28 protein-coding genes and 2 riboswitches are annotated in these 26,581 nt (G+C 67.5%); of the genes, 11 read left to right on the plus strand and 17 right to left on the minus strand.

Annotated elements, in window-relative coordinates:
* Positions 1-101 precede the first annotated feature (101 nt).
* Positions 102-539, plus strand: a complete 438-nt coding sequence (locus RBB42_RS17265) for a PACE efflux transporter (protein WP_305970616.1) — start codon at positions 102-104, stop codon at positions 537-539.
* 21 nt (positions 540-560) lie between these two features.
* Here RBB42_RS17265 and RBB42_RS17270 read toward each other — a convergent pair whose 3' ends face one another.
* The 3 genes from RBB42_RS17270 to RBB42_RS17280 form a co-directional block, all read right to left on the minus strand.
* Positions 561-1,256, minus strand: coding sequence for a fumarylacetoacetate hydrolase family protein (locus tag RBB42_RS17270; protein WP_305970617.1), 696 nt, complete (start codon positions 1,254-1,256; stop codon positions 561-563).
* A 31-nt stretch (positions 1,257-1,287) separates the two neighbouring features.
* Positions 1,288-2,292, minus strand: coding sequence for an aldo/keto reductase (locus RBB42_RS17275; RefSeq protein ID WP_305970618.1), 1,005 nt, complete (start codon positions 2,290-2,292; stop codon positions 1,288-1,290).
* Between the two features lie 65 nt (positions 2,293-2,357).
* On the minus strand, positions 2,358-3,047 hold the full coding sequence (locus tag RBB42_RS17280; RefSeq protein WP_305970619.1) for a D-lyxose/D-mannose family sugar isomerase: 690 nt from the start codon (positions 3,045-3,047) through the stop codon (positions 2,358-2,360).
* Between the two features lie 129 nt (positions 3,048-3,176).
* Positions 3,177-3,379, plus strand: a riboswitch (cobalamin riboswitch).
* Positions 3,380-3,503: 124 nt separating this feature from the next.
* On the opposite strand from RBB42_RS17280, the gene RBB42_RS17285 reads away from it, so the two are divergent.
* The 5 genes from RBB42_RS17285 to RBB42_RS17305 are packed head-to-tail and all read left to right on the plus strand — an operon-like array spanning position 3,504 to position 6,933.
* Entirely contained in the window at positions 3,504-4,307 is an 804-nt protein-coding gene (locus RBB42_RS17285; RefSeq protein WP_305970620.1) for a DUF4198 domain-containing protein, read from the plus strand.
* A gap of 4 nt (positions 4,308-4,311) precedes the next feature.
* Entirely contained in the window at positions 4,312-4,929 is a 618-nt protein-coding gene (gene cbiM / locus RBB42_RS17290; RefSeq protein ID WP_305970621.1) for a cobalt transporter CbiM, read from the plus strand.
* A complete protein-coding gene (locus RBB42_RS17295; protein ID WP_305970622.1) occupies positions 4,926-5,507 on the plus strand; it encodes a NikL family nickel/cobalt ECF transporter subunit in 582 nt (193 codons plus the stop codon). Before cbiM ends, RBB42_RS17295 begins: the two co-directional genes overlap by 4 nt.
* Positions 5,504-6,292: a cobalt ECF transporter T component CbiQ gene (cbiQ, locus tag RBB42_RS17300; RefSeq protein ID WP_371931757.1), complete on the plus strand. Its 789-nt coding sequence runs from the start codon at positions 5,504-5,506 to the stop codon at positions 6,290-6,292. Before RBB42_RS17295 ends, cbiQ begins: the two co-directional genes overlap by 4 nt.
* Complete coding sequence (locus tag RBB42_RS17305) at positions 6,289-6,933, plus strand: energy-coupling factor ABC transporter ATP-binding protein (RefSeq protein WP_305970623.1); 645 nt, start codon at positions 6,289-6,291, stop codon at positions 6,931-6,933. Before cbiQ ends, RBB42_RS17305 begins: the two co-directional genes overlap by 4 nt.
* Positions 6,934-6,953: 20 nt before the next feature.
* On the opposite strand, the gene RBB42_RS17310 is transcribed toward RBB42_RS17305, so the two are convergent.
* The 7 genes from RBB42_RS17310 to cbiE form a co-directional block, all read right to left on the minus strand.
* Complete coding sequence (locus RBB42_RS17310; RefSeq protein WP_305970624.1) at positions 6,954-8,513, minus strand: trypsin-like peptidase domain-containing protein; 1,560 nt, start codon at positions 8,511-8,513, stop codon at positions 6,954-6,956.
* Positions 8,514-8,696: 183 nt separating this feature from the next.
* On the minus strand, positions 8,697-9,437 hold the full coding sequence (gene cobF / locus RBB42_RS17315) for a precorrin-6A synthase (deacetylating) (RefSeq protein WP_305970625.1): 741 nt from the start codon (positions 9,435-9,437) through the stop codon (positions 8,697-8,699).
* Complete coding sequence (gene cobA / locus RBB42_RS17320; RefSeq protein WP_305970626.1) at positions 9,430-10,164, minus strand: uroporphyrinogen-III C-methyltransferase; 735 nt, start codon at positions 10,162-10,164, stop codon at positions 9,430-9,432. The genes cobF and cobA overlap by 8 nt, the downstream gene beginning before the upstream one ends.
* Positions 10,161-11,519 carry a cobyrinic acid a,c-diamide synthase CobB gene (locus RBB42_RS17325; protein ID WP_305970627.1) on the minus strand — a complete coding sequence of 453 codons (1,359 nt, stop codon included), beginning with the start codon at positions 11,517-11,519 and terminating at the stop codon, positions 10,161-10,163. Before RBB42_RS17325 ends, cobA begins: the two co-directional genes overlap by 4 nt.
* Positions 11,512-12,306: a precorrin-4 C(11)-methyltransferase gene (gene cobM / locus RBB42_RS17330; RefSeq protein ID WP_305970628.1), complete on the minus strand. Its 795-nt coding sequence runs from the start codon at positions 12,304-12,306 to the stop codon at positions 11,512-11,514. Before cobM ends, RBB42_RS17325 begins: the two co-directional genes overlap by 8 nt.
* Entirely contained in the window at positions 12,303-12,671 is a 369-nt protein-coding gene (locus tag RBB42_RS17335; protein ID WP_305970658.1) for a cobalamin biosynthesis protein, read from the minus strand. The genes cobM and RBB42_RS17335 overlap by 4 nt, the downstream gene beginning before the upstream one ends.
* Complete coding sequence (gene cbiE / locus RBB42_RS17340) at positions 12,668-13,867, minus strand: precorrin-6y C5,15-methyltransferase (decarboxylating) subunit CbiE (RefSeq protein WP_305970629.1); 1,200 nt, start codon at positions 13,865-13,867, stop codon at positions 12,668-12,670. Before cbiE ends, RBB42_RS17335 begins: the two co-directional genes overlap by 4 nt.
* Here cbiE and RBB42_RS17345 point away from each other — a divergent pair.
* Positions 13,866-14,621 carry a cobalt-precorrin-6A reductase gene (locus tag RBB42_RS17345; protein WP_305970630.1) on the plus strand — a complete coding sequence of 252 codons (756 nt, stop codon included), beginning with the start codon at positions 13,866-13,868 and terminating at the stop codon, positions 14,619-14,621. The two genes, cbiE and RBB42_RS17345, sit on opposite strands and share 2 nt — an antisense overlap.
* Here RBB42_RS17345 and cobJ read toward each other — a convergent pair.
* From cobJ to RBB42_RS17380, 7 genes are read right to left on the minus strand one after another with little or no spacing between them, the layout of a single operon-like run.
* Complete coding sequence (gene cobJ / locus RBB42_RS17350; protein ID WP_305970631.1) at positions 14,594-15,346, minus strand: precorrin-3B C(17)-methyltransferase; 753 nt, start codon at positions 15,344-15,346, stop codon at positions 14,594-14,596. The two genes, RBB42_RS17345 and cobJ, sit on opposite strands and share 28 nt — an antisense overlap.
* Positions 15,343-16,071, minus strand: a complete 729-nt coding sequence (locus tag RBB42_RS17355; protein ID WP_305970632.1) for a precorrin-2 C(20)-methyltransferase — start codon at positions 16,069-16,071, stop codon at positions 15,343-15,345. The genes cobJ and RBB42_RS17355 overlap by 4 nt, the downstream gene beginning before the upstream one ends.
* Positions 16,068-16,697 (minus strand): precorrin-8X methylmutase, encoded by a 630-nt coding sequence (locus RBB42_RS17360; RefSeq protein WP_305970633.1) that lies wholly within the window; start codon positions 16,695-16,697, stop codon positions 16,068-16,070. The genes RBB42_RS17355 and RBB42_RS17360 overlap by 4 nt, the downstream gene beginning before the upstream one ends.
* A 5-nt stretch (positions 16,698-16,702) precedes the next feature.
* A complete protein-coding gene (gene cobG / locus RBB42_RS17365; protein ID WP_305970634.1) occupies positions 16,703-17,848 on the minus strand; it encodes a precorrin-3B synthase in 1,146 nt (381 codons plus the stop codon).
* On the minus strand, positions 17,845-21,207 hold the full coding sequence (cobN, locus tag RBB42_RS17370; protein ID WP_305970635.1) for a cobaltochelatase subunit CobN: 3,363 nt from the start codon (positions 21,205-21,207) through the stop codon (positions 17,845-17,847). The genes cobG and cobN overlap by 4 nt, the downstream gene beginning before the upstream one ends.
* Before the next feature lie 33 nt (positions 21,208-21,240).
* On the minus strand, positions 21,241-22,296 hold the full coding sequence (cobW, locus tag RBB42_RS17375; RefSeq protein ID WP_305970636.1) for a cobalamin biosynthesis protein CobW: 1,056 nt from the start codon (positions 22,294-22,296) through the stop codon (positions 21,241-21,243).
* Positions 22,293-22,712 carry a DUF1636 family protein gene (locus RBB42_RS17380; RefSeq protein ID WP_305970637.1) on the minus strand — a complete coding sequence of 140 codons (420 nt, stop codon included), beginning with the start codon at positions 22,710-22,712 and terminating at the stop codon, positions 22,293-22,295. Before RBB42_RS17380 ends, cobW begins: the two co-directional genes overlap by 4 nt.
* 34 nt (positions 22,713-22,746) lie before the next feature.
* Positions 22,747-22,938, minus strand: a riboswitch (cobalamin riboswitch).
* 91 nt (positions 22,939-23,029) lie between these two features.
* Between RBB42_RS17380 and cobO the strand changes: the two genes are divergently transcribed.
* Genes cobO through RBB42_RS17400 form a run of 4 tightly spaced genes read left to right on the plus strand, consistent with a single transcriptional unit; the run spans position 23,030 to position 26,577 of the window.
* Complete coding sequence (cobO, locus tag RBB42_RS17385) at positions 23,030-23,638, plus strand: cob(I)yrinic acid a,c-diamide adenosyltransferase (RefSeq protein WP_305970638.1); 609 nt, start codon at positions 23,030-23,032, stop codon at positions 23,636-23,638.
* Between the two features lie 4 nt (positions 23,639-23,642).
* Complete coding sequence (locus tag RBB42_RS17390; RefSeq protein WP_305970639.1) at positions 23,643-24,530, plus strand: DUF1289 domain-containing protein; 888 nt, start codon at positions 23,643-23,645, stop codon at positions 24,528-24,530.
* Entirely contained in the window at positions 24,527-25,135 is a 609-nt protein-coding gene (locus RBB42_RS17395) for an HAD family hydrolase (protein ID WP_305970640.1), read from the plus strand. The genes RBB42_RS17390 and RBB42_RS17395 overlap by 4 nt, the downstream gene beginning before the upstream one ends.
* The gene (locus tag RBB42_RS17400) at positions 25,132-26,577 is read left to right on the plus strand and encodes a cobyric acid synthase (RefSeq protein WP_305970641.1); all 1,446 of its coding nucleotides are present in this window, start codon (positions 25,132-25,134) and stop codon (positions 26,575-26,577) included. Before RBB42_RS17395 ends, RBB42_RS17400 begins: the two co-directional genes overlap by 4 nt.
* Positions 26,578-26,581 lie beyond the last annotated feature (4 nt).

Raw genomic sequence — 26,581 nt, forward strand, 5'->3', positions numbered from 1 at the left:
AGCCTTGAACGCCACGGCGGGCGGGCCCATCTGGACGGCAGAGGACGACCTCCAGCACTGGAACACTCCCGGGACGGCCCGGCCGTTTCCCGGAGGTTGCCATGCGCCCCCCGCTTGATCGCCTGCGCCACGCGCTGTGCTTTGAACTGCTTGCTCTTGGCCTGATCGTCCCCCTTGGCACGATTGCCTTCCACATGCCGGCCCATGACATCGGCACCGTTGGCCTTGTCGGGTCCGCGGTCGCGACGCTGTGGAACATGCTCTACAACGCCGGCTTCGACCGGATCCTGCACCACCGGCGCGGCACCACGGCAAAGACGCTGCGCCTGCGCCTTCTGAACGCGCTGCTGTTCGAGACCGGGCTGCTGGCGCTGCTCTTGCCCTTCATGGCCTGGTACATTGGCATATCGCTCTGGCAGGCGCTGGTGATGGACCTGGCCTTTGCCGGGTTCTACCTGGCCTACGCCTTCGCCTTCAACTGGGCCTACGACCGGGTCTGTCCCCCGCCAGACAGGCATGGGACGCACCGCGCAGGCTGACAGGTCAGGCCTTGCGCCGCCTCAGCCGCGCGGGCCGATCGCGAACTCGACCCGGCCCAGCCCCTCGATCTCGATCTCGCAGGTATCCCCCGGCACCAGCGCGCCCACGCCCGCAGGCGTGCCCGTCATGATCAGGTCGCCGGGTTCCAGTTTCATCGACTGCGACAGGATCGAGATCACCTCGGGCACGGTCCAGATCATCTCGGCCAGGTCGCCGTCCTGGCGCGTCTCGCCATTGACCATCAGCCGGATGAATCCCTTGTCCGGATGGCCGACAGAGGCCACCGGATGCACCGGGCCGACGACGGCGGAGGCATCGAAATCCTTGGCCCAGTCCCAGGGCCGCCCCTGTTTCTTGGCCACCGCCTGAAGGTCGCGCCGGGTCAGGTCATTGCCCACGGCATAGCCCCAGACATGGGACAGCGCGTCCGCCTCGGCGATGTCGCGCCCGCCGGTTCCGATGGCCACCACCAGTTCCGCCTCGTGGTGCAGGTCCTCTGTCTCGGGCGGATAGGGCACGGTGGCGCCGTGTTCGACCAAAGCGCCCGCGTGCTTGGTGAAAAAGAACGGCGGATCGCGGTCCGGGTCCTTGCCCATCTCGCGCACATGGGCGGCATAGTTGCGTCCGACGCAAAAGATGCGACGCACCGGAAAGCGCGCCGCGCTGCCCTCGACGGCGGCACTGGCCTGCGGTGCGGGCGGAAAAACATAGTCCATTTCAACTGTCCTTGTGTTTGGGAATGCCGGGTCAGCCATAGGATTCCGGGCCGACCCACTGCTCTGGCGAATAACGCGAGCCATGCGCCCAGCCCAGCGGCAGGCAGCGCTCGATCTCGGCCTTGAGGTCATCGCCCAGCATCATCGAGGCCCCGCGCACCAGTTCGTGCAGGTGCCCCGGGCTGCGGGTGCCGGGGATCGCATGCACGGTCCGGCCCTGCGACAGGACCCAGGCGATCGCCAGCGTGGCCGTGGCATAGCCCGCCTCGGCGGCAAGATCGCGCAGGGGCTGGCTGGCGGCGATGTTGCGTTCAAGGTTGCCACCGGTGAAACGTGGATTGACCTTGAGAAACCCCGCCGCCGCCACCCGTTCCGGCGTCGGCGGCGTATCCGAAAGCAGCCCCCGCCCCACCGGAGAAAAGGCGACCAGCGCGGTGCCCAGTTCCTCGCAGGCCTGCAACAGGCCCATCTCCGGCAGGCGCGTCTGCAACGAATACTCCGATTGCACGGCGGCCACCGGATGCACGGCGGCGGCACGGCGCAGGCTGGTGGGGGCGATCTCGGAAAAGCCGAACGAGGCGATCTTGCCCTTGCGGATCAGCCCGGCCAGCGTCGCCGTGACCTCCTCGATCTCGATCCGGGGATCGCGGCGATGGACATAGAACAGATCGACCTGCTCCAGCCCCAGCCGCGCGAGGCTCTTGTCCAGTTCCGCCTCAAGGTGGGCGGCGGAATTGTCGAAACAGCGCACGCCCGTCTCCGGGTCGCGGGTGATCCCGGCCTTGGTCGCGATGCGGAAGGGGCTGCCACCCTTGCCCGCATAGCGTTTCAGGAATCGCCCGATGATCTCTTCGGACGTGCCCATGCCGTAGACGTTCGAGGTGTCGATGTGATCGACACCGGCGTCCAGCGCCGCGTCCAGGACCGCGTGGCTCTCTTCCTCGCTCACCGCGCCGTAAAAGCCCGCAAAGGACATCGCCCCGATGCCCAGCGCCGAGACCTCCGGCCGACCCTGTCCAAGTGTACGTCTCAGCATGTCCTGCCCTCATCCGCTGTCAGGCGGACAGTGGCGCCCGCATCCCGGCTTGGCAAGTCCCGGCCTCAGGCCTCCAGCCAGGCCTTGTAGTCGCTGACCAGCAGGTGCAGCGGCGCTTCGTCCTCCTCGATGTCGGAAAACCGCCCGATCGGCTCGCGAAAGATGTTGTCGGTCTCGTCGTCGTTCACGGTGCTGACCTCGCCGATCAGAACATCGCCGCCCTCGCCCCAGAAGGCGTGCCAGTCGCCCGGCCGCAGGGTCACGCTTTCGCCCGGCGCCAGTTGCAGCTTTTCGCCCGGGGTATAGTCATGCACGATCCCGTCGCACATCACGGTGCCGCCGCGATCCTCGGCGAAATTGCCCTTGTCGTCAGACCCGTACAATTCCACCACCAGCGTCGCGCCGCCGCGGTTGATGATGTCCTCTGCCTTGATGACATGGGTGTGCATCGGCGACAGCTGATCCTGTTTCGAGATCAGCAGCTTTTCCGCGTAGCACATCCCCCGCCCCGAGGTCAGGTCCGACAGCAGCCCGTTGCGCAGGGTGAACAGGAACAGCCCCATCTCGTCATAACGCCCGGCGCCATAGTCGGTGATGTCCCAGCCGCAGCGTGCGTCGATGACATGCCGCGCCGCGCCCGCCTGCGCGACAAAGGCCTCTGGCGACCATTGCGCAAAGGGTGGCAGGGTGAACCCGTGGCGACGGATCATCTCGTCCGCCTCCGTCATGATGGCGTTGATGCGCGAGCGTTTCATGCCTTGCCCTCCGTTAGCGATAGCGGTCGTCCACAGCTATCCGCCGCCCGCCGCGCCCCGTCAACCGTCAAACCGAAAGAGGCCCCCGGCCCGTCACTTTGACCATTGCCCCGCATTGGCGAACCTGTCACACACGGTGACGTGACCGGTCCCGGAAAGGCGACTTTCCGGGGGAAAGAGGGAATGCCGTGCGGCGCATCCGCGCCAATCCGGCAACTGCCCCCGCAACTGTAAGCGGAGAGCCGGGCCAAGACGCCACTGGAGCAATCCGGGAAGGCAGGCCCAGGCACCGACCCGCGAGTCAGGAGACCTGCCGGACACCCGTGGCCCGCATGGCCACGGTTCCACCGGACGTCGGGGTGAGCGTCTGGCCTGTGTCCTGTCCGGACTCCGGCCGCCTTGTCCCACGTTTGCACACCGCATTGCGCCGGGGATGGCGCAGACTGGACAAGGACGATGACAGTGCCCTTTTTTACCCATGGCAAACAGGCCCTTATCGCGGCCATGATGGCGCTGCCCACCGCGGCGCCCGCGCATTTCCTGCTGGAATATACCACCGACGCCCTGATCGACCGCCCCGGCGACGTGCCGGTCAAGCTGGTGTTCTGGCACCCCTTCGAAAACGGTCATGTCATGGACCTCGATCGCCCGCAGGAGTTCTATGTCATCCATCGCGGCGAAAAGACCGACCTGATGGACACGCTCCAGCCGATCACCTTTACCGGCGCCAGCAATTCCGCCGCCGCCTTCCTGGGCTCGGTTCCGGTGAAACGCTCGGGCGACTATGTGCTGGTGACGGTGCCCCAGCCCTATTTCGAGGAATCCGAGGACACCTACATCCAGCAGTTCACCAAGTCCGTGCTGAACCGCAACACGCTGCCGACCGACTGGATGGAACCGGTGGGCCTGCCGACAGAGATCCTGCCGCTGATCAAGCCCTACAACGTGATCGCCGGGTCCACTTTCACCGGGCAGGTGCTGGCCGATGGCGAACCCGTCGCCGGCGCGGAAATCGAGATCGAGTACATGGCCGCCGAACCGGACATGGACGGATCCGCCGCCACCGCCCCCGTGGCCAGCCCGCCGCCCGGCGGGGCCGTCGTGGCGATCTCGGATGCCAACGGCTATTTCACCTTCGGCATCCCCAAGGCAGGCTACTGGGGCTTTGCCGCCCTCGGGACCGGTCCGGTGACCGAACATGAAGGCAAGGAACTGAGCCAGGACGCGGTCCTGTGGATTCGCGCCTGGGAACTGGAGTAACCCCATGCACATCGTCGACGGAGCCCTCTCGAACCCGGTCGTCATCGGCGGCGCCGTTGCGGCGGCGGGGGGCATCGCCCTGGGCCTGCGCGCCCTGCCGCTGGACCGTATCCCGGCGGCTGGCGTGCTCTCGGCCAGTTTCTTCGTGACCTCGCTGATCCATGTGCCCGTAGGTCCGTCGTCGGTGCATCTCATCCTCAACGGTCTGGCCGGGTTGATCCTCGGCTGGGCCGCCTTCCCCGCCCTTTTCGTCGGCCTCCTGCTGCAGGCGGTGTTTTTCGGCTTTGGCGGGCTGACCGTCCTGGGCGTGAACACCGTCAACATCGCGCTTGCGGCGGTGATCGTCGGCCTGCTCTTCCGCCCGCTGATCCTGCGCGGCGGTCCAGTCGGGGCAGCGATCTGGGGCGGCATCGGCGGCGCCTGCGCCACCGCCCTGACGACGCTCTTCGTCGCCCTGTCGCTGATGTTCTCGGGCGACGAATTCCTTGCCGTGGCGCATCTGGTCTTTGTCGCCCACCTGCCGATCATGGTCATCGAGGGCCTCCTGACCGGCTTTGCCGTCCTCCTGGCGCGCAAGGTCAAACCCGATCTCTTCCTGTCGATGAAGGACGTCCAGGCATGATCCGGCTGGCCTTTCTCCTGACCCTGTTGGCCCTGCCCGCCCCTGCGCTGGCGCACAAGGTCATCGCCGCCGTCTTTCCCTCGGGCAGCGCCATCGAGGGCGAGATCGGGTTTTCCAACGGCGACATGGCCACCGATCAGCCGGTCGAGGTCTACGGTCCCGACGGCGCGCTGCTGGGCGAGACCGTGACCGACGCCAACGGCTTCTTCATCTTCGAGCCGACAGAGCCGGTCGCCCACACCTTCCGCGCCGATCTCGGCGCCGGGCACCTGGCCAAAGTCACCATGCCCGCCGAAGAGGTCGCCCGCATCCTCGGCGTCGCCGCGCCCGAACCCGCGGCGCCCGCCGCCGCCACCGCCCCGGCCGCGCCCGGCGTCGCGCTGTCGGATGCCGACCGGGCCGAGATCGCCCGCATCGTCCGCGACGAGATGCGCCCCCTGCGCCGCGAGATCGCCGCCTACCGCGAAAAGAACGACCTGCAGACCATCCTCGGCGGCATGGGCTATATCCTCGGGCTGTTCGGGCTGGGCTTCTACATCGCCGCCCGCCGCCAGCTGAAAACCAAGGCCGGGGCGTGACGCATATCCTGTCGAACACCAGCGCCGCCCTGCCCGGCGACGGCCCCCGGCGCGGCCCCGGCCCGATCGCGGCGCTCGACCCGCGGGTGCGCATCCTCTCCGCCGTCGCCTACGGCGTATTCGTGGTCGCCCTCGACAGCCTGATCGCGCTTTCCGCCGCGCTGGCGCTGTCCCTGACCCTGCTGGCCCTCTCACGCCTGCCGCCCGGCAAGACGCTGAAACGTGTCGCGATGGTCGACGGCTTCATCCTCTTCATGCTGGCGCTCCTGCCCTTCACCGTGCCCGGCGACCCGATCTTTACCCTCTGGGGCTATCCCGCCTCCTGGCAGGGCCTCGCCCGCGCAATCCAGATCGGCCTGACCGCCAACGCCGTGGTGCTTGCCCTCATCACCCTTGTCGGCACGATGGAGCCGGTGACGCTGGGCCACGCGCTCTATCGCCTGAAGGCCCCGGAAACCCTGGTGCACCTGCTGATGTTCACCATCCGCTACGTCGAGGTGCTGCGCCAGGAATACCTGCGCCTGCGCGCCGCGATGAAGGTGCGCGGCTTTCGCCCCGGCACCAACTGGCACAGCTACCGCAGCTTCGGCTATCTCGTCGGCATGATGATGGTGCGCGCCATCGAACGTTCCGAACGCCTGCTGGGCGCGATGAAATGCCGTGGATTCTCGGGCCGGATCGTGCTTTTGCAAGAGTTCCGCTGTACCCGGGCCGATGCGCTCTTTGCGCTGGTTCTGGCCGGCGCCCTTGCCCTGCTGCTGACACTGGAACTGACGCTGCGATGATCGAACTGGACGATCTGCACTTTGCCTATCCCGGCCAGCCCCCGGTGCTGGCGGGCGCCTCGATGCGCCTTGGCCCCGGCGAACGGCTGTCGCTGACCGGCCCCAACGGCGCGGGCAAGTCGACACTTCTGCGGATGATCCTCGGCCTGCAACGGCCCAGCTCGGGCACCGTGACCATCTTTGACCGGGCCCGCAGCCGCGAAAGGGATTTCCACGAGGTCCGCCGCCGCATCGGCCTTGTCTTCCAGGACCCCGACGACCAGCTGTTCTGCCCGACCGTGGCCGAGGACGTGGCCTTTGGCCCCCTGAACCTGGGCAAGACCCGCGACGAGGCGCTGGCCGTGGTCGAACAGACCCTCATGGTGCTCGACCTTCTGCACCTGCGCGACCGCGTCACGCACAAGCTGTCGGGCGGCGAGAAACGCCTCGTCACCCTCGCCACGGTCCTCGCCATGTCGCCCGAGGTTCTGCTGCTGGACGAGCCCACCAACGCGCTCGACCCGGAAAACCAGGCCCGCCTGACCGAGATCATCGACGCCCTGCCCCTGCCGATCCTGCTGGTGTCACACGACCCGGCCTTCCGGGAAAGAATCGCGCCCTGCGCGCTGGAACTGACCGACGGCAAGCTGGTGCCGGTCTAGTCGCAGGCTATCGCGCCACGTCAGTTCTTGCGCGCCGTGACCCTGCAGCCGTTCGATACGCTCATGGTCAGGGCCCGGCCATCCTTGGACAGGGTGCCGTTGGCGCTACTGGTGACCCAGCCAAAGGTCTCCGTGGCCGAATATCTGCGCCCGTTCAGTGCACCCCGCGTGGTTCCGGTGCCCGATGTACCGCTGATCGTACCGGTAAAGGCAGTGCCCCCCGCCGACCGGTAAACGGTGCGGCCCGTGGCCGTACCAAGCGGGCATGTCGCGGACCAGCTCCAGGTTCCGACCATCGAATAGACCGGCGCGGGCGGCGTGGCCTGGGCCGGTTCCCTCGGTGCGCCGGCCCCCGGTTCCGGGACCGCTGCGGCCACCTGCCTGCAGATTCTGCCCGACCGCGCCTTGATGGCCTCCAGCGCCTGCGGCGTTCCAAGATCACCGACCTCAAGCGCCGCATCCGTCGCCGCCAGAAAACGGCGGAATGCCTCGCGCGTGCGCGGCCCCATGATCCCGTCCGGCGTACCCGCATCACACCCCAGCGTGTTCAGGTGCAGTTGCGACTGGCGCAGGATCTCGCGCCTGTCCTCCGGTTCCGGAACCGGATCGGCGGCCTCGACGGGTTTGGCCTGCACGGCCACGTCTTGTTCCGCCTTTTCCGCGCGCAACTTCTCCAGTTCCGCGAGTGCTGCCGCCAGCGCGCGTTCCGCGTCCCTGTCGGCGCCATCCTTGGCTTCCGGCACCTCCGGCGCCTTGGCTACCGCCTTCAACACCTCCGACTGCGCCAGGATATCGGCCATCGGTACGGCGAAATTCACATCCCCCGCCCGGCTCCCGGCGTGATGCAGCCCGATCACCTTCTGCGACCCTGCGTCGATCACCGGAGAACCGGAATTCCCCGGCAGCGTATCGCAGGTATGGCGCAGCCTGTTCCCCGCAACCGCCGGGCTGTCCGCCTGGCATTTCTCGCGGCTGATCCGCTGCGCCTCGCCCATCGGGTGGCCGATCACCCAGAAGGGATCGCGGTCATTGGGCACCGCCGCCGAGAGGTCCAGCGCGCCGAACTCGGCATTGGCATCGCCCAGCACCTGCAGCACCGTGTAGTCCAGCGCCTCGCTGGTCTCCAGCGGCACCGGGTTGACGTGAAAGCTCTTGACCCCGTCCTCGATCCCGTCACGCAGAAAGCCCGCGTGGAACTGCACCGCCGCGATACTGGTCGCGCCCTTCTCGACCATCCTGGGATGTTTCAGGATACCCGGCACGCAATGGTGGTTGGTCACCAGCTTGTTGCCCTCGACAAGGAAGGCGGTGCAGGGCGCGTGACCGACATTGGTCAGGATCTGCAACATTCCCACGGCGCGGCCCGTTCGGACAAAGATCGAGCTGTCGCCATAGCTGGACACGAACTCGTTGTTGTAGGCCCCCACCTGCGCCTCAAGCTGTGCGTCCAGCAAGGTTTCCTTTCGTGGCGCGACCACCTGCCCAAAGGTCTCGGGCGGGAACAGCATCAAGTCCTGCGCCTGAACGGCACTGCCGAGGGCAAGGATCGAGGCGGCGGCAATCAGGCGGGCAATGGACATCGAAAAATACACTCCGGGCGCGGGATTCGCCCTGCAGTCTAGCAAGAGTTTCCCGGCCACCCAGTCCGGATTTCCCCGCCCGCACAGCACGCCCCGGCGACAAGAGTTAACGAGTGCTTGCCGCTTTGTACAAAATGCTGATTTCGATGTACGTTTTGTACAAAACGTACAAGGCCCGGCGCCTCAGGTCCGCCCCTCGCGCCGCATCAGGTAGGTGTCCATGATCCAGCCGTGCCGCGCCCGCGCTTCGGCCCGTGTCTCCACGATCCTAGGGCCGGTGTCCGCCAGCGGCCCGGCCTCCAGCACCTGTTCCTCCATCCCCAGGAACCCGCCCCACCAGATCGAAATGCCTTGCGGATCAAGGGATTGGAACGAACACTCGCCGTCCAGCATGACGATCACCGTTTCGGCGCCCTCTGGCCATCCGTGATCCCGCAAACGCCGCCCGGTGGTCACGACCACGGCGCCATTCACCGTGTTGAACGGGATCGCATGTGCCGCCGTCAGCGCCTGAAGCGCCGTAACCCCCGGAAATACCTTGACTTTCACATCATCGCCCAGCCGTTCGGCAATGCGCAGCGTGCTGTCGTATAGCCCCGGATCACCCCAGACCAGCAGCGCCACGGGCCCCTCCGGCGCCCCCTCCAGCGCCGCGATCCAGCGGTCGGCGATGGCGTCATGCCAGCGTGCCACCCGCTCCTGGTAAGGCAGGCGCTCATCCCGGACCGGCATATCGAATGGCGCAACTTGCGCCTTGGCACCCGCACACCGCAAGATCTCGTGGCGAACCTCGGCGAGGTCCTCCTTGGCCGCCCCCTTTCTCGGGATCAGAACGGTCGCGGCCTCACGCAATGCGCGCTGGCCCTGCAAGGTCAGATGGTCGGGGTTGCCTGTCCCGATCCCGACCAGCCAGAGTTCAGTCAAACCCCACCCCCAGTTCGGCCATCGGCCCGTAAAGGATCAGCGCCGGCTTGGTCCCGACCTCTCCCGCCAGTCGCGCCGACAGGCCCGCCATCGTGTCCCGGTACAGGCTCTGTTCGGAGGTACAGACCGCCTCGGCCAGAATCGCCGGGGTCGTCTCTGGCAAGCCATTGGAAATCAAGGCTTCTGCCAGTTTCGGAAAGGTCCGCTTGCCCATGAAGACCACCGTCATGGCACCGGGATCGGCCAGCGCCCTGAGGTCCAGGTCCGGGGGCAATGCGCCGCTGGCATCGTGGCCTGTCACGAATTGAACCCGGCGCGCGGTCAACCGCCGGGTCAGAGGGATGCCACAGGCCGCCGCCGCCGCCACGGCAGAGGGAATGCCCGGTATGATCTCATAGTCGATCCCCGCCGCGCGCAGCGCAACCTGCTCTTCCTCAAGCCGCCCGAACAGCCCGGAATCCCCTGATTTCAAACGGACAATCCGTCCGCCCTCCTGCGCATACTCCACCAGCAACTGGCTGACATGGTTCTGCTTGGGCGAGGGCCGCCCGGCCCGCTTGCCAACGCCGATCAGGTCAGCACCGGGGCGCACATGGCTCAGGATCGGCCCCGAGGACAGGTCATCGAAAAGCACCGCATCGGCGCGTTTGAGCCGGTCCACGGCCTTGAGCGTCAGAAGCTCGGGATCGCCCGGACCGCTGCCCACGAAACTGACGAAACCGCTCATGCCGGGACCTCCGCCGTGATCAGGTGAAAGAAGGTGCCGGTGACATGTCCCTTTCGAGAGCCGGTCTCTGGCACCGGGTTGCCATCGGCATCCGCCACCGCCGCCAAGGGGGCGTCGGGTTGCTCGAGGATGGTGGAATAATGGAACTCATGCCCGCGCAGGGCGGTCCCCGGTGCAAAGCCCGTCATCTCCCCCTCCAGCACCGCGCGGCGATATCCCAAGTGGAACTTGCGCTTCTCGTAAGAGGTCACCAGTCCCAAAAGGCCCGCCATCTGATGCGAAACGCCCTCCTTGTCCACCAATGCCGCGCCAAGCGCCATGTACCCGCCGCATTCGCCATGCACGGGCCGCGTCTCGGCGAAGGCCCGCAATCCCGCCCGAAACCGCTCTGCCGCGGCCAGCCGCTCGGCGTGCAACTCTGGGTAGCCGCCCGGCAACCAGACCAAGTCGGCGCTTTCGTCCGGGACCTCGTCGGCGAGGGGCGAAAACGGCAGGATCTCGGCCCCCGCAGTCCGCCACCCTTCCAGCAAATGCGGATAGGTAAAGGAAAAAGCCGCATCGCGGGCCAGCGCGATGCGCTGCCCTGGTGGGCGGGCCAAATCGGATGTGGCTGGCGGGCGGGCCGCTGCCGGGCGCAGCCCGGCGGCCGGGGCGTCCGACTGCCCATCCGCCACCGCACGGATCGCCGCAAGATCGACATGTTCGCGCAGGAAATCGGCATAACCCGCGATCGCCGCCTCTAGGTCAGGGTGTTCGACCGCCTGGATCAGGCCAAGGTGCCGTTCCGGCAAGGTCAGATCGCCGCGCCGGGGCAACACGCCCAGCACCGTGATCCCGGTCTTTTCCATGCCCAGGCGCGTCAGCCGCTCATGCCGCGGAGAGGCGCAGCGGTTCAGGATCACCCCGGCAAAGGGCAGATCGGGCATGTAGTCCCGGAACCCCATTGCTGTGGCCGCCGCCGATTGCGCCTGTCCGCCGACGTCGACCACCAGCACCACGGGCCAGCCCATGCGCCGGGCGGTCTCTGCCGAGGACCCGAACCCGCTCTGCCCGCGCGTCGCCACCCCGTCGTAGAGCCCCATCGACCCCTCGCCGATGCAGATATCCGCGCCATCCGCCTGCGTCGCGACCGCATCCAGCAGACCGCAATCCATCGCCCAGGTATCCAGGTTGAAAGACGCCCGCCCGCTGGCCGCAAGGTGAAAGGCCGGGTCGATATAGTCGGGGCCGGACTTGAAGGGCTGCACCGCAAGCCCCTCGTCGCGCAAGGCACGCAGCAGCCCCAGCATGACGGTCGTCTTGCCGGTGCCCGACGCAGGGGCCGAGATCATCAGGCCGGGGGGAAGATCAGTCATCGCCATGTTGCCACTCCGCCCAGGGACTTTCGGCGCTCTGCGGTCTGTAGCGCCTGTCATAATCCGCCGCATAAAGCCGGCTTTCCGCCCGCGGTCCCTCGCCCAGGGCCGCGCCGACGAGGATCAGCGCAGTGCGCGAAATCCCCTCATCCACAGCCTCTGTTAGGGTGCCCAGCGTACAACGGATCACCCGTTGGTCGGGCCAGCTGGCACGATAGACGACGGCCACGGGACACTCCGCGCCATAGCCCGGCAGCAACTCTGCCTGGACCTTTTCCAGTTGCCCCACCGACAGATGCAGCGCCAGTGTCGCCCCCGTGCGGGCGAAATTCGCAAGGCTCTCCCCCTCGGGCATGGGCGAGGCGCGGCCCTGCGTGCGCGTCAGCACCAGCGATTGCGCCAGTTCCGGCACCGTCAGCTCCACCGCCAACGCCGCCGCCGCCGCCGAAAAGGAGGGCACGCCCGGCGTCACGTCATAGGGAATCTCCAAGGCATCCAGCCGCCGCAATTGCTCGCCCATTGCCGACCAGACCGAGAGGTCGCCGGAATGCAGCCGCGCCACGTCTTTGCCCTCGGCATGGGCCGCAGCGATTTCCGCAACGATGGCATCAAGGTCCATCGGCGCCGTGTTCACGATCCTCGCGCCCGGCGGACAATGCGCCAGAACCGCCTCGGGCACCAGTGACCCGGCATAGAGACAGACCGGGCAGGCCGCGATCAGGCCGCGCCCGCGCAGGGTCAGCAGGTCGGCCGCACCCGGCCCTGCCCCGATGAAATGTACTGTCATGCGCCCTCTCCTTCTGCCAGCGCACAGGTGGCCATGCGGTCGGTCGAGACCACCCGGCGCCCGATCAGCCGCGCCCCCGGCCCGGCCGCGGCCAGCGCCGCCGCCTCGGCCAGGCTACCTGTGCCGCGCGCCGCCGTGCTGGCCTCCGATTGCGTCTGCACCTCCTGCGCTGAGAGCGTGGCGGCGTCAATCCCGATCACCGGCAACCCAACTTGCCGCGCAAAGGCCGCGAATGCCGGCGATGTCGCCTTGTCCGCTGCCGTGGCCAGCGCCGAGACCGTCTGCCCGGACCCCGCCAGGGACAACGCCTCGGCGAGCGCCTGTACCGAGACCGCGCTGCGGAAACCGAACCCCGCGACGATCACAGTGTCACACTCCACTGCACAACCGGGTAGGCCGCTTTCCAGCCCCGGCGCGGCCCCAGAGCTGCCGCCTGTGCCAATTCGATCCGCAAAAGGTCCCCTCCTCGTTCCGCATGGGCCGCGATCAGCTGCGCCTCGCTTTCCAGTGTCACCGCGTTGGCCACCAACCGCGTTCCCCCGGGCAGATGAGTGAACAACCAGTCCAGCAGCGCCGCGCTCAGTCCGCCGCCGACAAAGACCACGTCCGGCGCATCCAGTCCTGCCAGAGCTTGCGGCGCATGGCCCGCGACCACCTGCAACCGGTCCACGCCCAGAGCCGCCGCATTGGCAGTGATCAGCGCAATCCGATCCGCGCGCGGCTCGATCGCGACGGCTTGGGTCGACGGATGGCTCAGCAACCACTCGATCCCGATGCTGCCGGACCCACCGCCGATGTCCCAAAGCCGTTCCCCGGGTTTCGGCGCCAGGGCCGACAGCGTCAATGCCCGCACAGGGCGCTTGGTCATCACGCCATCGCTGTCGAAAAACGTATCATCGATACCCGAGGCACGGGACAGTGCCGCCCCTTCTCCGGCGACCTCGACAGCCACCACCACCGGGTGTGAGAATTCCCCGGACACAGCCTCGGCCCGCACCTTGGTCACACGTTCCCGCGGACCGCCCAAGGCCTCCATCACCCAAATATGCGAGGTACCGAAACCTACCCCGGCCAGGTATCTGCCCAGATCCGCCGCAGCCTCGCCATCACGCAGGGTGAGGATCATCCGGACACCCGGGGCCAGATAGGGGCGCAGCCGTGTCAACGGCGCCGCGTGATGCCCAAGACACAGCGTCCTGTCCAATGCCCAGCCCAGCCGCGCCGCGGCCAGCGCAAAACAGGATACCCCCGGAAGCGCCCGCCATTCACCCGGCCCAAACCGTCTCGCAATCACGCTGCCCGCACCGAACCAGAACGGATCGCCCGAGGCCAGCACCGCCACCCGTCGCCCGCGAAACCCCTCCAGCAGGTCCAGACCGTCAGAAAACGGCACCGGCCATTCCACGCGCTCTGCTCCAAGGTCCGGCAACAAGGACAGGTGCCGCGGCGGTCCCATGACGATTTCCGCCCGTTCCAGCGCGGCGCGGCTTGCAGGCGACAGCCCCTCCGGTCCATCTTCACCCAGACCGATGATCACCAGCCAGGGAGCACCCTCAGACATGACGCCGAACCTCCTGGTCCTGGCCGGCACGACAGAGGCCACGGCGCTGGCCAACCTGATGGCGGAACGCGGGGTCAAGGGCACCGTCAGCTTTGCCGGCAGGGTCGAACGTCCGCGCCGCCAGCCCCTGCCACAGCGCGTCGGAGGCTTTGGCGGTATCGAAGGGCTGGCGCGCTACATCCGCGACACTGGCATCACGCACCTGGTGGACGCCACCCATCCCTTTGCCGCGCAGATGAGCACCAACGCCGTGCACGCGGCCCGACAGGCGGGGATCCCCATGCTGGCCCTGACGCGGCCCGCCTGGCAGGCGCAGGCCGGGGATCGCTGGCGCCATGTACCGGACATTGCCGGTGCGGTCGCCACTCTGGACACCACGCCCCGCCGGGTCATGCTGGCCGTTGGCCGGATGCACCTGGAAGAGTTTGCGCCCAACCCGCAGCATTACTACCTGCTGCGGCTGGTCGATCCCCCGAAGTCCCCGCCGCCCTTCGCCGAATACCACGTCATCTTGGATCGCGGGCCTTTCACCGCCGAAGGCGACCGAGCGCTGATGCAGGACCACGCCATCGACCTGGTGGTGTCGAAGAACGCGGGCGGCAGCGGCGCCTCGGCCAAACTGGACGCCGCGCGGGCGCTGAACATCCCGGTCGTGATGATCGACCGCCCCGCCCTGCCCGAGCGCCACGAGGTCGCCACCCCGCAGGAGGTGCTGGACTGGCTGGCTCATTCCGGGACGGACCTTGGGGTATAGACCCAAGGCGCACCCTCCCGCTCGATCACCCGCGTCAGCGAGGAGCCGACAAGGACGACGGTGCGCATGTCCGCCATCTCGGGCGTGGCGTCACACAGGCGGACCACCCGCAGCTCTTCCTCGGGCGTCGAGACGGCGCGGGCAAAGATCATCACCCGCTCCGGTTCGCAGGCTTCGCGCAGCACGTCCAAGGCACGGCCAAAGCCCTCGGGACGGGACTTGGACCGCGGATTGTAGAACCCCATGGCAAAATCCGCCTCTGCCGCCAGACGCAGGCGTTTCTCGATCAGCGCCCAGGGCTTGAGGTTGTCGCTGAGGTTGATGGCGCAGAAATCATGTCCCAGTGGCGCACCCGCCTTGGCCGCCGCCGCCAGCATCGCGGTGATGCCGGGCAATACCCGGATCTCAAGCGCGCGCCATTCCGCCGGGCCGGCCTCGACCGCTTCAAAGACCGCCGAGGCCATTGCAAAGACACCCGGATCGCCCGACGAGACCACGACCACCCGCCGCCCCTCTGCCGCCATATCCAGCGCGTGGCGGGAACGGTCCAGTTCCACGCGATTGTCGCTTTCGTGCAGGCGCAGCCCTTCTCGCGGCGGGATGCGCCGGACGTAGGGAATATAGCCGACAATATCGGTCGCTTCCTGCAGGGCCGCCGTCACCTCGGGGGTGACCAGCGCCTCGTCTCCCGGACCCAGGCCCGCGATCACGACCCAGCCGCTCATGGCCTGCGCCCCTGTCCGTGCACGATGACGATCGAGAAATAGGGCGACACGCGGTCATCCGCCTCGGCCAGGGGCATGACGGTCTGCCCGTCCATGCTGGCGTATTCCACCAGCCAGGCGCGGTCCATCTTGCCCGCCGCCTGCAACGCCTCGCGGATCTTGGGCAGGTTCCGACCGATTTTCATGACCACCAGCGCATCCGCATCCAACGCCCCGCGCGTCAATTCCGCCAGGGGCAACGTGCCCATCAGCACCGACAGGATGTCATCGCCCCAGGTCACCGGCGCACCGGTCGCCGTCCAGGCCGCGGACATGCCGGTGATCGCGGGCACCACATGCACCGGCACGTCGTCCTTGAGCCGGGTATAAAGATGCATGAAGGAGCCATAGAAGAACGGGTCGCCCTCGCAGAGCACGACCACGTCCTCGCCCGCCGCCACCAACGCTTTCAGATGCGCGACACAATCGGAATAGAATGCCGATAGGATCTGGTTGTAACGCGGGTCCGACAGCGGAATCTCGGTCGTGACCGGATATTCCATCGCGAATTCAACCGCATTCTCGCGCAGCATTCCGTCGACGATCCCGCGCGCGCGGCCGGACCGCCCCGCCTTGCGGAAAAAGGCCACATGCCGTGCATTGCGCACCAGCCGGTCGGCGCGCACGCTCATCAATTCGGGGTCGCCGGGGCCAAGCCCGACGCCGAAGACCGTCCCGCCCCTCATTCCGCGCGGCTCGCGATGGCGTTGATGGCGGCGACGGTGATGGCACTGCCGCCCAGCCGCCCTTCGACGATCAGCGAGGGCACCGGCTGTGCCTCCCACAGGGCGTCCTTGCTTTCTCGCGCGCCCACAAATCCCACCGGGCAGCCGATGATCGCCGCCGGGCGCGGGCACTCCGGATCCTCGAGCATCTCCAGAAGGTGGAACAGCGCCGTGGGCGCGTTGCCGATGGCCACCAGGGCGCCCGCCAGCCGGGGCCGCCACAGTTCCAGCGCCGCCGCAGAGCGCGTGGTGCCGAGCTGCGTGGCCAGGTCCGGAACCTCGGGCTCGCGCAGGGTGCAGATCACGTCATTGCCGGCCGGCAGGCGTTTGCGTGTCACCCCCTCGGAAACCATGAAGGCATCGCAAAAGATCGGCGCGCCCGCCTCCAGCGCCGCGCGTGCGGCTGCAACCATGCCGGGCGACACTTTCACATCGCGCTCCAGCCCCACGAGGCCGGCGGCATGGATCATGCGCACCACCACCTGTTCCTCGTCTCGGGCAAAGCGGTCCAGCTCTGCCTCGGCGCGGATGGTGGCAAAGCTCTCCTTGTAGATGGCCGCGCCGTCTTTTTCGTATGTATAGGGCATTGATTTCAGGGCCTGATAAGTTCGTTGATGTCCAAAGGGGTCAGCCCGCGGCGGAGCGGCTCATCCCACGGCGCCCCCGGCGTGACAAGATCGAATGCGCCGCCATTCCCCACCAAGGTACGATCGGCAGCGCGCGGAAAGGCACAGCCCTTGGCACAGCCCGAGACGTGCCAACGCCGGCCCTCGGGCACATGCGCGGCAAGGCTGCGGGCGAGATCGCGGGTGGCGACACTGGCCTGCGGGCAACCCGGCGCACCGGTACACGCCTCGATCCGGCGGATCGGGTCGCGCGGGTCGGTGACGAGGTCGTCGTGCGGGGTCAGACGGGTGACAGCGGGCAAGTAGAGCATCCTGAACGGGGTCACGCGCAGTTCGGAGCCGGTTCCAGCCAGGTGTCGCAGCGCCTGCGCCGTGAACAGGCCAAAGGGCGCAGCCACGCAGATCCCGGCAGAACGAGGTCCCGGCTCTGGGGCCGGAACGGGTTCATTCGGGACGGCCGTGCCGCGCAAACACGCGGGCAGTTCGGCGCCCGACGCGATGTGCCGCGCCATGCGTCCGCGCCCGTCTGATCCGACACCGCCGCTGTCGAGGAACCAGGCCGCCAGATCCAACGCCAAGCGCACTGCCTCTTCCTCGACCACCGTGCGCCCGGTGGCGCAGCCATCGGCGCGGACTATAAGCCCATCGCCGGCCGCTTCGATCCGGATATCGCCGCTGACCTCGTCCAGTTGTCGTTGCGGGCCGGGATCGATCACGAACCCGAATTTCTCCGGCAGTCCCGCAAAGCGCGCCGCCTCGAGTCCCTGATACAGGGCCTCGGCAAGGGGGTCAGCCGTGCCATCGTCAAACGGCGCGAGGATCACGTTGCGCCGCGCCTCACGCTCGGCAGCGCCGGGCAACAGGCCCAGCGAATCCAGCCGCTCGATCACCTGCGGGAACCCGTCATCCGTGACACCGCGCAGTTGCAGATTGGCCCGCGCCGTCACCTCGACGATCCCACTGCCAAGGCTCTCGGCGATCTCCGCCAGCCCCTGCGCTTGATCGACGTCGATCCGCCCAAGATGCGGACGTACCCGCACCACCAACCCGTCGCCCGAGCGCATCGGACGATATGCGCCCGGACACCACCCCTTGATCTCGGGCACGCTCATTCCGCCGCCTCCAGCGCGGCAAGGATCGAGTTCCGGCGGGTCTGCCAGAGCCCCGCCGCATGCAGTGCCGCGAACCGTGCCCGCATGGCCTCAAATGCCTCGGGGTTGGCCTCTTGCAGGAACTCCGTCACCGCTTCATCGCCCAGCGTCGCATCGTAGTAGAGATCAAAAAGATGCCCCGGCACCACGTCTGCCAGTTGCGCGAAGGCGGCCATGTTCTCCAGCGTTGCGGCAATTTCCGCCGCCCCCCGGAACCCGTGCCGTTGCATCCCGGCCAACCATACCGGATTGGCCGCCCGCGCCTGGACCACGCGGGCGATCTCTTCGGTCAATCCCCGCGCGCGGGGGCGCGACGGATCCGTGTTGTCCATGTGGTAGAGCGCGGCCTTGCCCCCGGTCACGCTCTGGGCTGCGGCAAAGCCCGCCTCGTGACTGGCGTAATCCTCGGCCAACAGAAGGTCGGTTTCCGGCAGATCCTGAAGGTGCACGAAGGCCTCTGCCGCACGCACCCTTTCCCGCAAGCCCGCGGCGTCGCGTTCGCCCTCCCCCCGGTCATAGGCCCAGGCCGAGGCCGCTAGCCAGGCCTCACCCGCCGCCTGTCGCGATCCCTCGGAATAGTCGCCGATCTGCGCCCCGATCCCAAGGCCAAAGGACCCCGGCGCCGGGCCGAAGACCCGCGCGCCCGCCTGCCCGACAAAGGGGTTCCAGTCACGCGCCTCGTCGCGTTCGGAGAGCGCCTTGACCGCCTGACCGAAAAGCGTGGACAGCGTCGGAAAAACATCGCGGAACAGGCCAGACACACGCAGCGTGACGTCGATCCGGGGCCGCTCCAGCTCGGCAATGGGGATGACCTCGATCCCGCTGACGCGCTCGCTGCCCTGGTCCCAGACGGGGCGCACCCCCAAGAGATGCAGCGCCATGGCAAACTCCTCGCCAGCCGTGCGCATTGTGGCCGAGCCCCAGAGATCCACGATCAGCCCGCGCGGCCAGTCGCCCTCGTCCTGCAGGTGTCGCCGCACCAGTTCCTCGCCCAGCTTGACGCCCTGAGCATAGGCGCTGCGCGTCGGAACCGAGCGTGGGTCGGTCGTAAACAGGTTGCGCCCCGTCGGCAGGACATCGCTGCGCCCCCGGTACGGCGAGCCTGACGGTCCGGCCGCGATCCGCTTGCCATCCAGCGCGTCGATCAGCGCACGACGTTCCGCCGCGACGGACTCCGCCGCATCGATCCCGCCACCCGTCACGGGCGCCCGCCCCCAGACGTGCAGCCCATCGCCGAACTGGCTTTCCTTGATGTCACAGACAAAGCGGTCGATCCGGGTGATCGCCTCGGCGGTGCTGGCGCTGGTCTCGAGGCCGAGATCCCCTTCGACCCCAACCGCTTGCGCTTCGGCCCGAATGTCCTGCATCAGCCGATCGCGTCGTCTTGGATCCAGCCCGTCGGCATTGGAAAACTCGTCCAGAAGCGCCTCGAGCCGGGCCAGCCGTTCCGGAACGGCGGCCTCGCGCAAGGGCGGTGGTACATGGCCCAGCGTCACCGCGCCGATGCGGCGTTTCGCCTGCGCTGCCTCACCGGGATCGTTGACGATGAAAGGATAGATTACCGGCATCCCACCTGTCAGCGCCTCGGGCCAACAGGCATTGGACAGCGCGACCGATTTGCCGGGCAGCCACTCCAGCGTGCCATGCGCGCCGATATGGATCAGCGCATCCACTCTCTGCTGCAGCCACAGGTAGAAGGCGACATAGGCATGGCGCGGCACGCGGGACAGGTCGTGGTAGTCGTCGTCTCGCTGCTCCGGCGTGCCGCGTTCCGGCTGCAGCGCCACCAGCGCCTTGCCCCGCTTCAGCACGCGGAAGGAAAATTCGCCATCGACAACATCCGCATCCGCCTCGGGCACACCCCAGGCGGCCTCGAGATCGTCACGCAAGGCCTCGGGCAGGCGCGCCAGTGCGGCCCTGTATTCTCCCAGGGGCCAGTTCAGATGCGCCGCGCGCAGCGCCTCCGCCGACACTTCCGAACCGACGTCGTGACCGGTCTCTGCGAGATCGGCAAGGATCGCCTCTGCCGAGGCAAGCGCGTCCAGCCCGACCGCATGGGCCAGGTTCCAGTCGCGCCCCGGATAGGTTGAAAGCACCAGCGCCAGCCGCCGGTCGGCTTCGGGCGTGGCCGCCAGCCTGGTCCAACGCGCAACACGATCGGCTGCGGCCATCACCTGCACCGCATCCGCCGCATGGGCGACGCGGGCAAATTGCAGATCCGGATCGCGCGCCTGCGGTTCCTTGAAGGACACGGCGCCCGTGAACAGCCGCCCGTCAACTTCCGGCAATACCACGTGCATGGCCAGGTCGGCGGGGGACAGGCCCCGCTCCGCCTCGGCCCAGGCCGCGCGCGAAGAAGTCGCCAGGGCCACCTGGAAGACAGGCACCTCTCCCGCATCCAGCGGCGAATCCCCCTCGGCCCCGCGCCCGGAAAAGGCGGTTGCATTGACGATGGCGACGGGCGCCAGGTGCGCCACCTGCCGCGCCAGCCATCCCGAGGCGCCCGGCGCCTTCAGCGAAGGCGCGAACAACCCCAAAACGTCAAAGCCGCGCGCCCGCAATTCGGCGCATAGCGCCTCCATGGGCGCCATGTCCGCCGATACGAGGTAAGAGCGGTAGAAAACCAGGCAGACCAGCGGGCGCGGTTTCTTCTCTCCCGAAATCCTCTCGGGGGGGCTTGCCTCCGGCAAGCGGGGGGCAGACAGCCCCCCTCCGCCCTCGCCATCCCGCAACGCCGCCAGAACCGGGCAGCAGACCCCGTGCTCCGGCAGCCAGCCGCCGACCTGCGGCAACCCCTTGGCGCCGCGCACCGGCCCGGCATAGAGCCCCGCCGCCAACGCCATCTGTGCCAGCGCGGCCTGGGCCGCCACCGCGCCGCCCGCGTCGCAAAGATGTGCCAACCGCCGCAGGGTGGAGACCGGCAGGGTCGAGACCTCGTCCAGCCGCGTATCGACCCGCCCATCCCCCGGCAGCACCGCCAGGGCGATCCCCTTCGCCTGTGCCAAGGCGGCGATCTGCTGGATGCCATAGGCCCAATAGGGCACGCCACCGATCAGCCGGACCAGGATGCCCTTGGCCCCCTCCAGAGTCTGTTCAACATAGGTGTCCACAGAGAGCGGATGTTTCAGCGCCGCGATATTGGCCAGCCGCAACGAGGGCATTCGCCCCGCGCGCCCGCCGCCCCGCTCCCAGCCGGCGGCAAAGGCGCCGAGGTCGGAATCCGAGAAGGACAGCACCACAAGGTCCGCCGGGCTTTGCGCCAGATCGGTCGGGGTCTCGCTCTCTTCGAGTCCGTGGCTTTCGCGAAAGATGACGTGCATGACACCGCTCCGGCGCGGCGGGTAAGGCCCGCCTTACTCCGCCGCCTCCGTGGCCACGCCCAGCACGGCCCGGATGGCATCAGGGCGGATATCGTCATGTTCGGCGATCACGACAAGCCTGCCTTGACGGGGCTCGTCCGCTTTCCACGGACGGTCGTACTGATGCCGGACCCTTGCGCCAACTGCCTGCACCAGCAGGCGCATCGGCTTGCCCGCGACACTGGCATAGCCCTTGACCCGCAGGATGTTCTGGCTTTTTGCCAGTTCCTCGATCCGCGCCACCAGATCGGCGGGGGCGGACACCTCGGGAATGTCGACGACGATCGACTCGAAATCGTCGTGTTCATGGTCGTCATGGTCGTCGTGATGGCTGGGACGCGCATCCATGTCGTCCTCTGCCGCCGCCTCCAGCCCCAGGATCACCCGCGGATCGACGGCCCCCTCGGCCACCTCGATCACCGGCAGCGGTCGCGGCGCCTCGGCGGCAATGATCTCCTTGGCCTTTGCCACGCCCTCGGGGCCCGCAAGATCCGGCTTGGTCAGCAGGATGATGTCGGCGCAGGAAATCTGGTCCTCGAAGACCTCCGACAGCGGCGTTTCGTGATCCAGCGAGTCATCCGCCAGCCGCTGTGCATCCACCTTGGCCACGTCGGGCGCGAAACGCCCCGAGGCCACCGCCTCTGCATCGGCCAGCGCAATCACGCCATCCACGGTGATTTTGGACCGGATATCCGGCCAGTCAAAGGCTTTCAGCAGCGGTTTCGGCAGAGCGAGACCCGAGGTCTCGATCAGGATATGTTCCGGGCGCGGGTCCAGCGCCATCAGCGCCTCGATCGTCGGAATGAAATCATCGGCCACGGTGCAGCAGATGCAGCCGTTGGCCAGCTCCATGATGTTTTCCGCCGGGCAATCGGGGATGGCACAGCCCTTGAGGATTTCGCCATCGACGCCCACGTCGCCGAACTCGTTGACAACAACGGCCAGCCGCTTGCCACCGGGGTTCTGCATCAGGTGGGTGATCAGCGTCGTCTTGCCCGAGCCCAGAAAGCCGGTGATGACGGTGACGGGAAGCTTGGCGAGATCGGTCATGTCTGTTCCTTTTCCGGCGTTCCGGTCTGTTCGGGCGGGATGCGCGCGATGCAATTGCGTTTGAAATGTTCCGGCCGCGCGCGCCAGGGGATCACCCCGTCACGGGCCGCATGATACAGCGCGACACCTTCGGCCAGCAGGTCCGGATGCGACGCTTCGTGAAGGTTTCCGTAGACGTAAGTCCAGCGTTCCGGCCCCCCGCGCATGGCAACGGAACAGCCATAGTCGCAGTTCTGCAGGCATTCCACCGGCGTCAACGTGACGCCCTCGGGCATCTCGCGCTCGGCAAGCGCATCGTGCAGGCGCTGGCCCGGGCGCACACCGCCCTCCGGCACGTCTTCGCCGCGCCGACACTTGACGCAAACCAGCAGTTCGACCGGCGCCTGGCCCGCGTCCTGCTGCGTATCGTGATCCATTTCCGACCTCCTCCGGGGCACCCCGCCCGGGACTAAAGTTGCACCTGGGATGGCAGGTCTCCTGGCTCGCGGGTCGCGGCACCCCCGCGCCTTCCCGGCCGGTCCGGCCAGTGGCACGTTGCGAGGGCGCTCACCGCTTACAGTTGCGGGGGCAGCCGCGGGGTTTCACCGCGTTCCCTGTTGTCCTCCCCGGGTGCTCCGGGGAACCATCGTGAGGGGGGTGGTGCGACAGACGGGCGGACATGTCAATCGCGAAGCACGTTGACGGGGCGCGACACGGATGCAATTCCTGCCTGAACCGATCAACGGAGCGCGCAATGGACGAGATCACCACCCGCCACAACGAAAAGATGCGCCGCATCAAGGCCGCCCGCGACGAGATGATGAAGACCAAGACCGAGGAAAAGGGTCTGATCATGGTCCACACCGGCAAGGGCAAGGGCAAGAGCTCGGCCGGGTTCGGTATGATCATGCGCTGCATCGCGCATGGCATGCCCTGCGCGGTGGTGCAATTCATCAAGGGCAACTGGGACACGGGCGAAAAGACCTTTCTGCGCGACCGCTTTGCCGAGGAATGCCGGTTCTTCGTGTCCGGTGAGGGCTTTACCTGGGAAACCCAGGACCGCGAGCGTGACATTGCCGCCGCCCAGAACGGCTGGAAGATCGCGCAGGAACAGATCCTCGATCCCGAAATCCAGTTCGTCCTGCTGGACGAGATCAACATCGCCCTGCGCTATGACTACATCGACATCGACGAGGTGGTGGACTTCCTGCTGCACCAGAAACCGGTCATGACCCATGTCTGCCTGACGGGCCGCAACGCCAAGCCGGAACTGATCGAGGCCGCCGACCTGGTGACCGAGATGGACCTGATCAAACACCCCTTCCGCGACGGCGTGAAGGCACAGAAAGGCGTGGAGTTCTAGGCCCATGAGCCGCATGACCCGCCTGCCCCCGGCCAGCCCCTGCGTGGCGCGATGCGTGATCGACGAGGCATCGCAACTGTGCACGGGATGCGCCCGCAGCCTGGACGAGATCGCTTGCTGGGGCAGTGCCTCGGACGATTTCCGCGCCGGCGTCTGGGCCGCCTTGCCCGCCCGCGCCACGAACATGGGGCTGAAGACGCGCCGCCTGTCCTGGCAGGGTGACACGCTCTTGACCGAAACCGCGCGCCGCATCGCGGAAGACGGTGCGCGGCTGGTAGCGGGCATATGGGGGGCCTCGGGAGAGCTGTCGCGCTTGCCGGGGATAGAATGCGCGGCACAGATCGGTGATGGCGTGCTGACCCTGCAACTGGACAATGCCGCGCTGCGGCTGGAGGCCGCGCGCTACCTCACCGCCTTCGAGATAGACCGCCCGGAGGCGCCGACACTGATCGCGCTCGCCGTTCCGATCGGTCGCGCCCTGCGCGATCCTGCCCGATCCCTGACCGCGCTTGGCCCGGACGAAGACGCGCTTTTGCCGCGCGATGCCGGTGGCACGCGGTTCGACCTGGGGCTGGGCAGCCGCGCCGCCCGATTCACCGTCCGTTGCAACAAGGCGCTTGCTGCAAGGCTGGCCCGCTGCCAGGGCACCGCGTGGCCGGATCACCTGTCTCGCAGCGGCCTGGCCCTGCGGGACGCCGCACCGGTACGCGTGATCGAGACACCCTGTCTGCGGCTTGAGATCGACGCCGAGATTCCCCCGCCGGACGGCGCCTCTCCAGAAGGGCCGCACACGCACCTCTTGCCGGACCACGTGGCGCAGCGGCTGGAAACGCCCCCGACTGTGCCCTTGCCCGCAGGCTATGTCGCAACTGCCCTGATCTACCCTAAATGACCGCCGAACTTGTCGTCTGGGACTTCGACGGCGTTTTGAACGCCGAACCGCCGGGCGAACCTTTCGGATGGGTCGCGGACCTTGACCGGACGCTGGGTCTGTCGCCGCGCGCCTTTCGCGCCTTCCTGAACCGGCCGGGACAGGCCGCACGCGTGTTGCGCGGCGCGCTGCCACTGGAACAGGCGCTGGCCGACTGGCTGGCCACGCAGCACACGGATGTCAGCGCCGCGGTCTTGCTGGACCATTGGTTGCAGGCCGAGGACCGGCCCGACAAACAGGTGATCGACTGGCTGGCACGCAGTCCCGCGCGCGCCGTGATCGGCACCAACAATCCCGCACCGAGGGCAGATTACATCATGGATGTCATGGGGTTGTCAGAACATGTCGAGACGATCTTTGCCTCTGGCCCGATGGGTGTGGCCAAGCCCGATCCGGGTTTTTTCGGCCAGATCGAACGCTGGTCGGGGATGATGCCGCAGAACCTGCTCCTGATCGACGACAACCGCGAGAACCTGGCCTCGGCAGCCCGACGCGGCTGGCAGACCTTTCACTTTGACGCGCGCACCCGCCTTGATCTGCCCGTCCGACTGGGGATCGCGTCATGAGCCGCGCGGTGATGATCCAGGGCACCGGGTCCAATGTCGGCAAGTCCATGCTGGTGGCGGGTCTCTGCCGAGCGGCGCTGCGGCGTGGCTACTCGGTGGCCCCGTTCAAGCCGCAGAACATGTCGAACAATGCCGCCGTGACCTCTGACGGAGGTGAGATCGGGCGGGCGCAGGCGCTTCAGGCGCTGGCCTGCGGCTTACCGCTCCATACCGACATGAACCCGGTCCTGTTGAAACCGGAAACGGATGTGGGCGCACAGGTGGTCGTTCAGGGCAAGAGAGTGACCACCGCCAAGGCCCGGGACTACGCGAAGTTGAAGCCGCAACTTCTTGGTTCCGTTATTGAAAGCTTCAATCGACTCAAGGCGGTGCATGACCTGGTGATCGTCGAGGGGGCCGGCAGTCCGGCAGAGGTGAACCTGCGCAATGGCGACATCGCCAACATGGGCTTTGCCGAGGCCGCAGGCGTGCCGGTAATCCTTGCCGGAGACATCGACCGGGGCGGCGTGATCGCCCAGATCGTCGGCACCCAGGCAATTCTGCCGACCGACGACGTCAACTGGATTTCCGGGTTTCTTGTCAACAAGTTCCGCGGCGATCCTCGTCTTTTCGACGAGGGTTACAAGCTGATCGAAGAGCGCACCGGCTGGCGCGGCTATGGTGTCGCCCCCTGGTTCCCCGAGGCCTGGCGCCTGCCTGCAGAGGATGCGCTGGACATCCGCACGCAAACCCGTCGCGACGGGTTGCACGTGGTTTGCCTCTGCCTTTCGCGCATGGCGAATTTCGACGATCTCGACCCGCTGGCGCAGGAACCGGGCGTGCGCCTGACCATGCTCCGGCGCGGCGAGGCGATCCCCGGCAACGCCGACCTCGTGATCCTGCCCGGCAGCAAGTCCACCCGCGGCGACCTTGCCTTCCTGCGCGAACAAGGCTGGGACGTGGACCTGATGGCGCATCACCGCCGTGGCGGTCGGGTGCTGGGGATTTGTGGCGGCTACCAGATGCTTGGCCGCGTGGTTGATGACCCGCAGGGCATCGAGGGGCCGGCGGGCCGCGATCCCGGCCTTGGCCTGCTGGAGATCGACACCGTCATGACCGCAGACAAGTCCCTGACAGAGGTCAATGCCCGCCATGCGGCCACCGGCACCCCGTTCCACGGCTACGAAATCCATATCGGCCGCAGCGACGGCCCGGACCGCGTCCGCCCCTTCGCCTTTGTCGGGGACAATCCCGAAGGGGCGATCAGCGCCGATGGCCGGGTGATGGGCAGCTACCTGCATGGCATGTTCCGCGACGACCGCTTTCGCGCCGCATGGCTGAATGGTTTCGGGGTCGAAGCCAGCGCCTCGTATGATGCGACGGTCGAAGCGACGCTGGAAGCCCTTGCCGATCACCTTGAGGCACATCTGGACGTCGAAGGTCTTCTCGCTGCCGCCCGCTGAGCGC

The organism is Mameliella sp. MMSF_3455, assembly GCF_030733205.1.
Taxonomy (GTDB): Bacteria; Pseudomonadota; Alphaproteobacteria; order Rhodobacterales; family Rhodobacteraceae; genus Antarctobacter.

Excerpts from the sequence above, each read along its gene's own strand:
- RBB42_RS17265 (WP_305970616.1), top strand. The coding sequence starts at position 102 with ATGCGCCCCCCGCTTGATCGCCTGCGCCACGCGCTGTGCTTTGAACTG.
- RBB42_RS17270 (WP_305970617.1), bottom strand. The coding sequence starts at position 1,256 with ATGGACTATGTTTTTCCGCCCGCACCGCAGGCCAGTGCCGCCGTCGAG.
- RBB42_RS17275 (WP_305970618.1), bottom strand. The coding sequence starts at position 2,292 with ATGCTGAGACGTACACTTGGACAGGGTCGGCCGGAGGTCTCGGCGCTG.
- RBB42_RS17280 (WP_305970619.1), bottom strand. The coding sequence starts at position 3,047 with ATGAAACGCTCGCGCATCAACGCCATCATGACGGAGGCGGACGAGATG.
- RBB42_RS17285 (WP_305970620.1), top strand. The coding sequence starts at position 3,504 with ATGACAGTGCCCTTTTTTACCCATGGCAAACAGGCCCTTATCGCGGCC.
- cbiM (WP_305970621.1), top strand. The coding sequence starts at position 4,312 with ATGCACATCGTCGACGGAGCCCTCTCGAACCCGGTCGTCATCGGCGGC.
- RBB42_RS17295 (WP_305970622.1), top strand. The coding sequence starts at position 4,926 with ATGATCCGGCTGGCCTTTCTCCTGACCCTGTTGGCCCTGCCCGCCCCT.
- RBB42_RS17305 (WP_305970623.1), top strand. The coding sequence starts at position 6,289 with ATGATCGAACTGGACGATCTGCACTTTGCCTATCCCGGCCAGCCCCCG.
- RBB42_RS17310 (WP_305970624.1), bottom strand. The coding sequence starts at position 8,513 with ATGTCCATTGCCCGCCTGATTGCCGCCGCCTCGATCCTTGCCCTCGGC.
- cobA (WP_305970626.1), bottom strand. The coding sequence starts at position 10,164 with ATGAGCGGTTTCGTCAGTTTCGTGGGCAGCGGTCCGGGCGATCCCGAG.
- RBB42_RS17325 (WP_305970627.1), bottom strand. The coding sequence starts at position 11,519 with ATGACTGATCTTCCCCCCGGCCTGATGATCTCGGCCCCTGCGTCGGGC.
- cobM (WP_305970628.1), bottom strand. The coding sequence starts at position 12,306 with ATGACAGTACATTTCATCGGGGCAGGGCCGGGTGCGGCCGACCTGCTG.
- RBB42_RS17345 (WP_305970630.1), top strand. The coding sequence starts at position 13,866 with ATGACGCCGAACCTCCTGGTCCTGGCCGGCACGACAGAGGCCACGGCG.
- cbiE (WP_305970629.1), bottom strand. The coding sequence starts at position 13,867 with ATGTCTGAGGGTGCTCCCTGGCTGGTGATCATCGGTCTGGGTGAAGAT.
- cobJ (WP_305970631.1), bottom strand. The coding sequence starts at position 15,346 with ATGAGCGGCTGGGTCGTGATCGCGGGCCTGGGTCCGGGAGACGAGGCG.
- RBB42_RS17355 (WP_305970632.1), bottom strand. The coding sequence starts at position 16,071 with ATGAGGGGCGGGACGGTCTTCGGCGTCGGGCTTGGCCCCGGCGACCCC.
- RBB42_RS17360 (WP_305970633.1), bottom strand. The coding sequence starts at position 16,697 with ATGCCCTATACATACGAAAAAGACGGCGCGGCCATCTACAAGGAGAGC.
- cobG (WP_305970634.1), bottom strand. The coding sequence starts at position 17,848 with ATGAGCGTGCCCGAGATCAAGGGGTGGTGTCCGGGCGCATATCGTCCG.
- cobN (WP_305970635.1), bottom strand. The coding sequence starts at position 21,207 with ATGCACGTCATCTTTCGCGAAAGCCACGGACTCGAAGAGAGCGAGACC.
- cobW (WP_305970636.1), bottom strand. The coding sequence starts at position 22,296 with ATGACCGATCTCGCCAAGCTTCCCGTCACCGTCATCACCGGCTTTCTG.
- RBB42_RS17380 (WP_305970637.1), bottom strand. The coding sequence starts at position 22,712 with ATGGATCACGATACGCAGCAGGACGCGGGCCAGGCGCCGGTCGAACTG.
- cobO (WP_305970638.1), top strand. The coding sequence starts at position 23,030 with ATGGACGAGATCACCACCCGCCACAACGAAAAGATGCGCCGCATCAAG.
- RBB42_RS17390 (WP_305970639.1), top strand. The coding sequence starts at position 23,643 with ATGAGCCGCATGACCCGCCTGCCCCCGGCCAGCCCCTGCGTGGCGCGA.
- RBB42_RS17395 (WP_305970640.1), top strand. The coding sequence starts at position 24,527 with ATGACCGCCGAACTTGTCGTCTGGGACTTCGACGGCGTTTTGAACGCC.
- RBB42_RS17400 (WP_305970641.1), top strand. The coding sequence starts at position 25,132 with ATGAGCCGCGCGGTGATGATCCAGGGCACCGGGTCCAATGTCGGCAAG.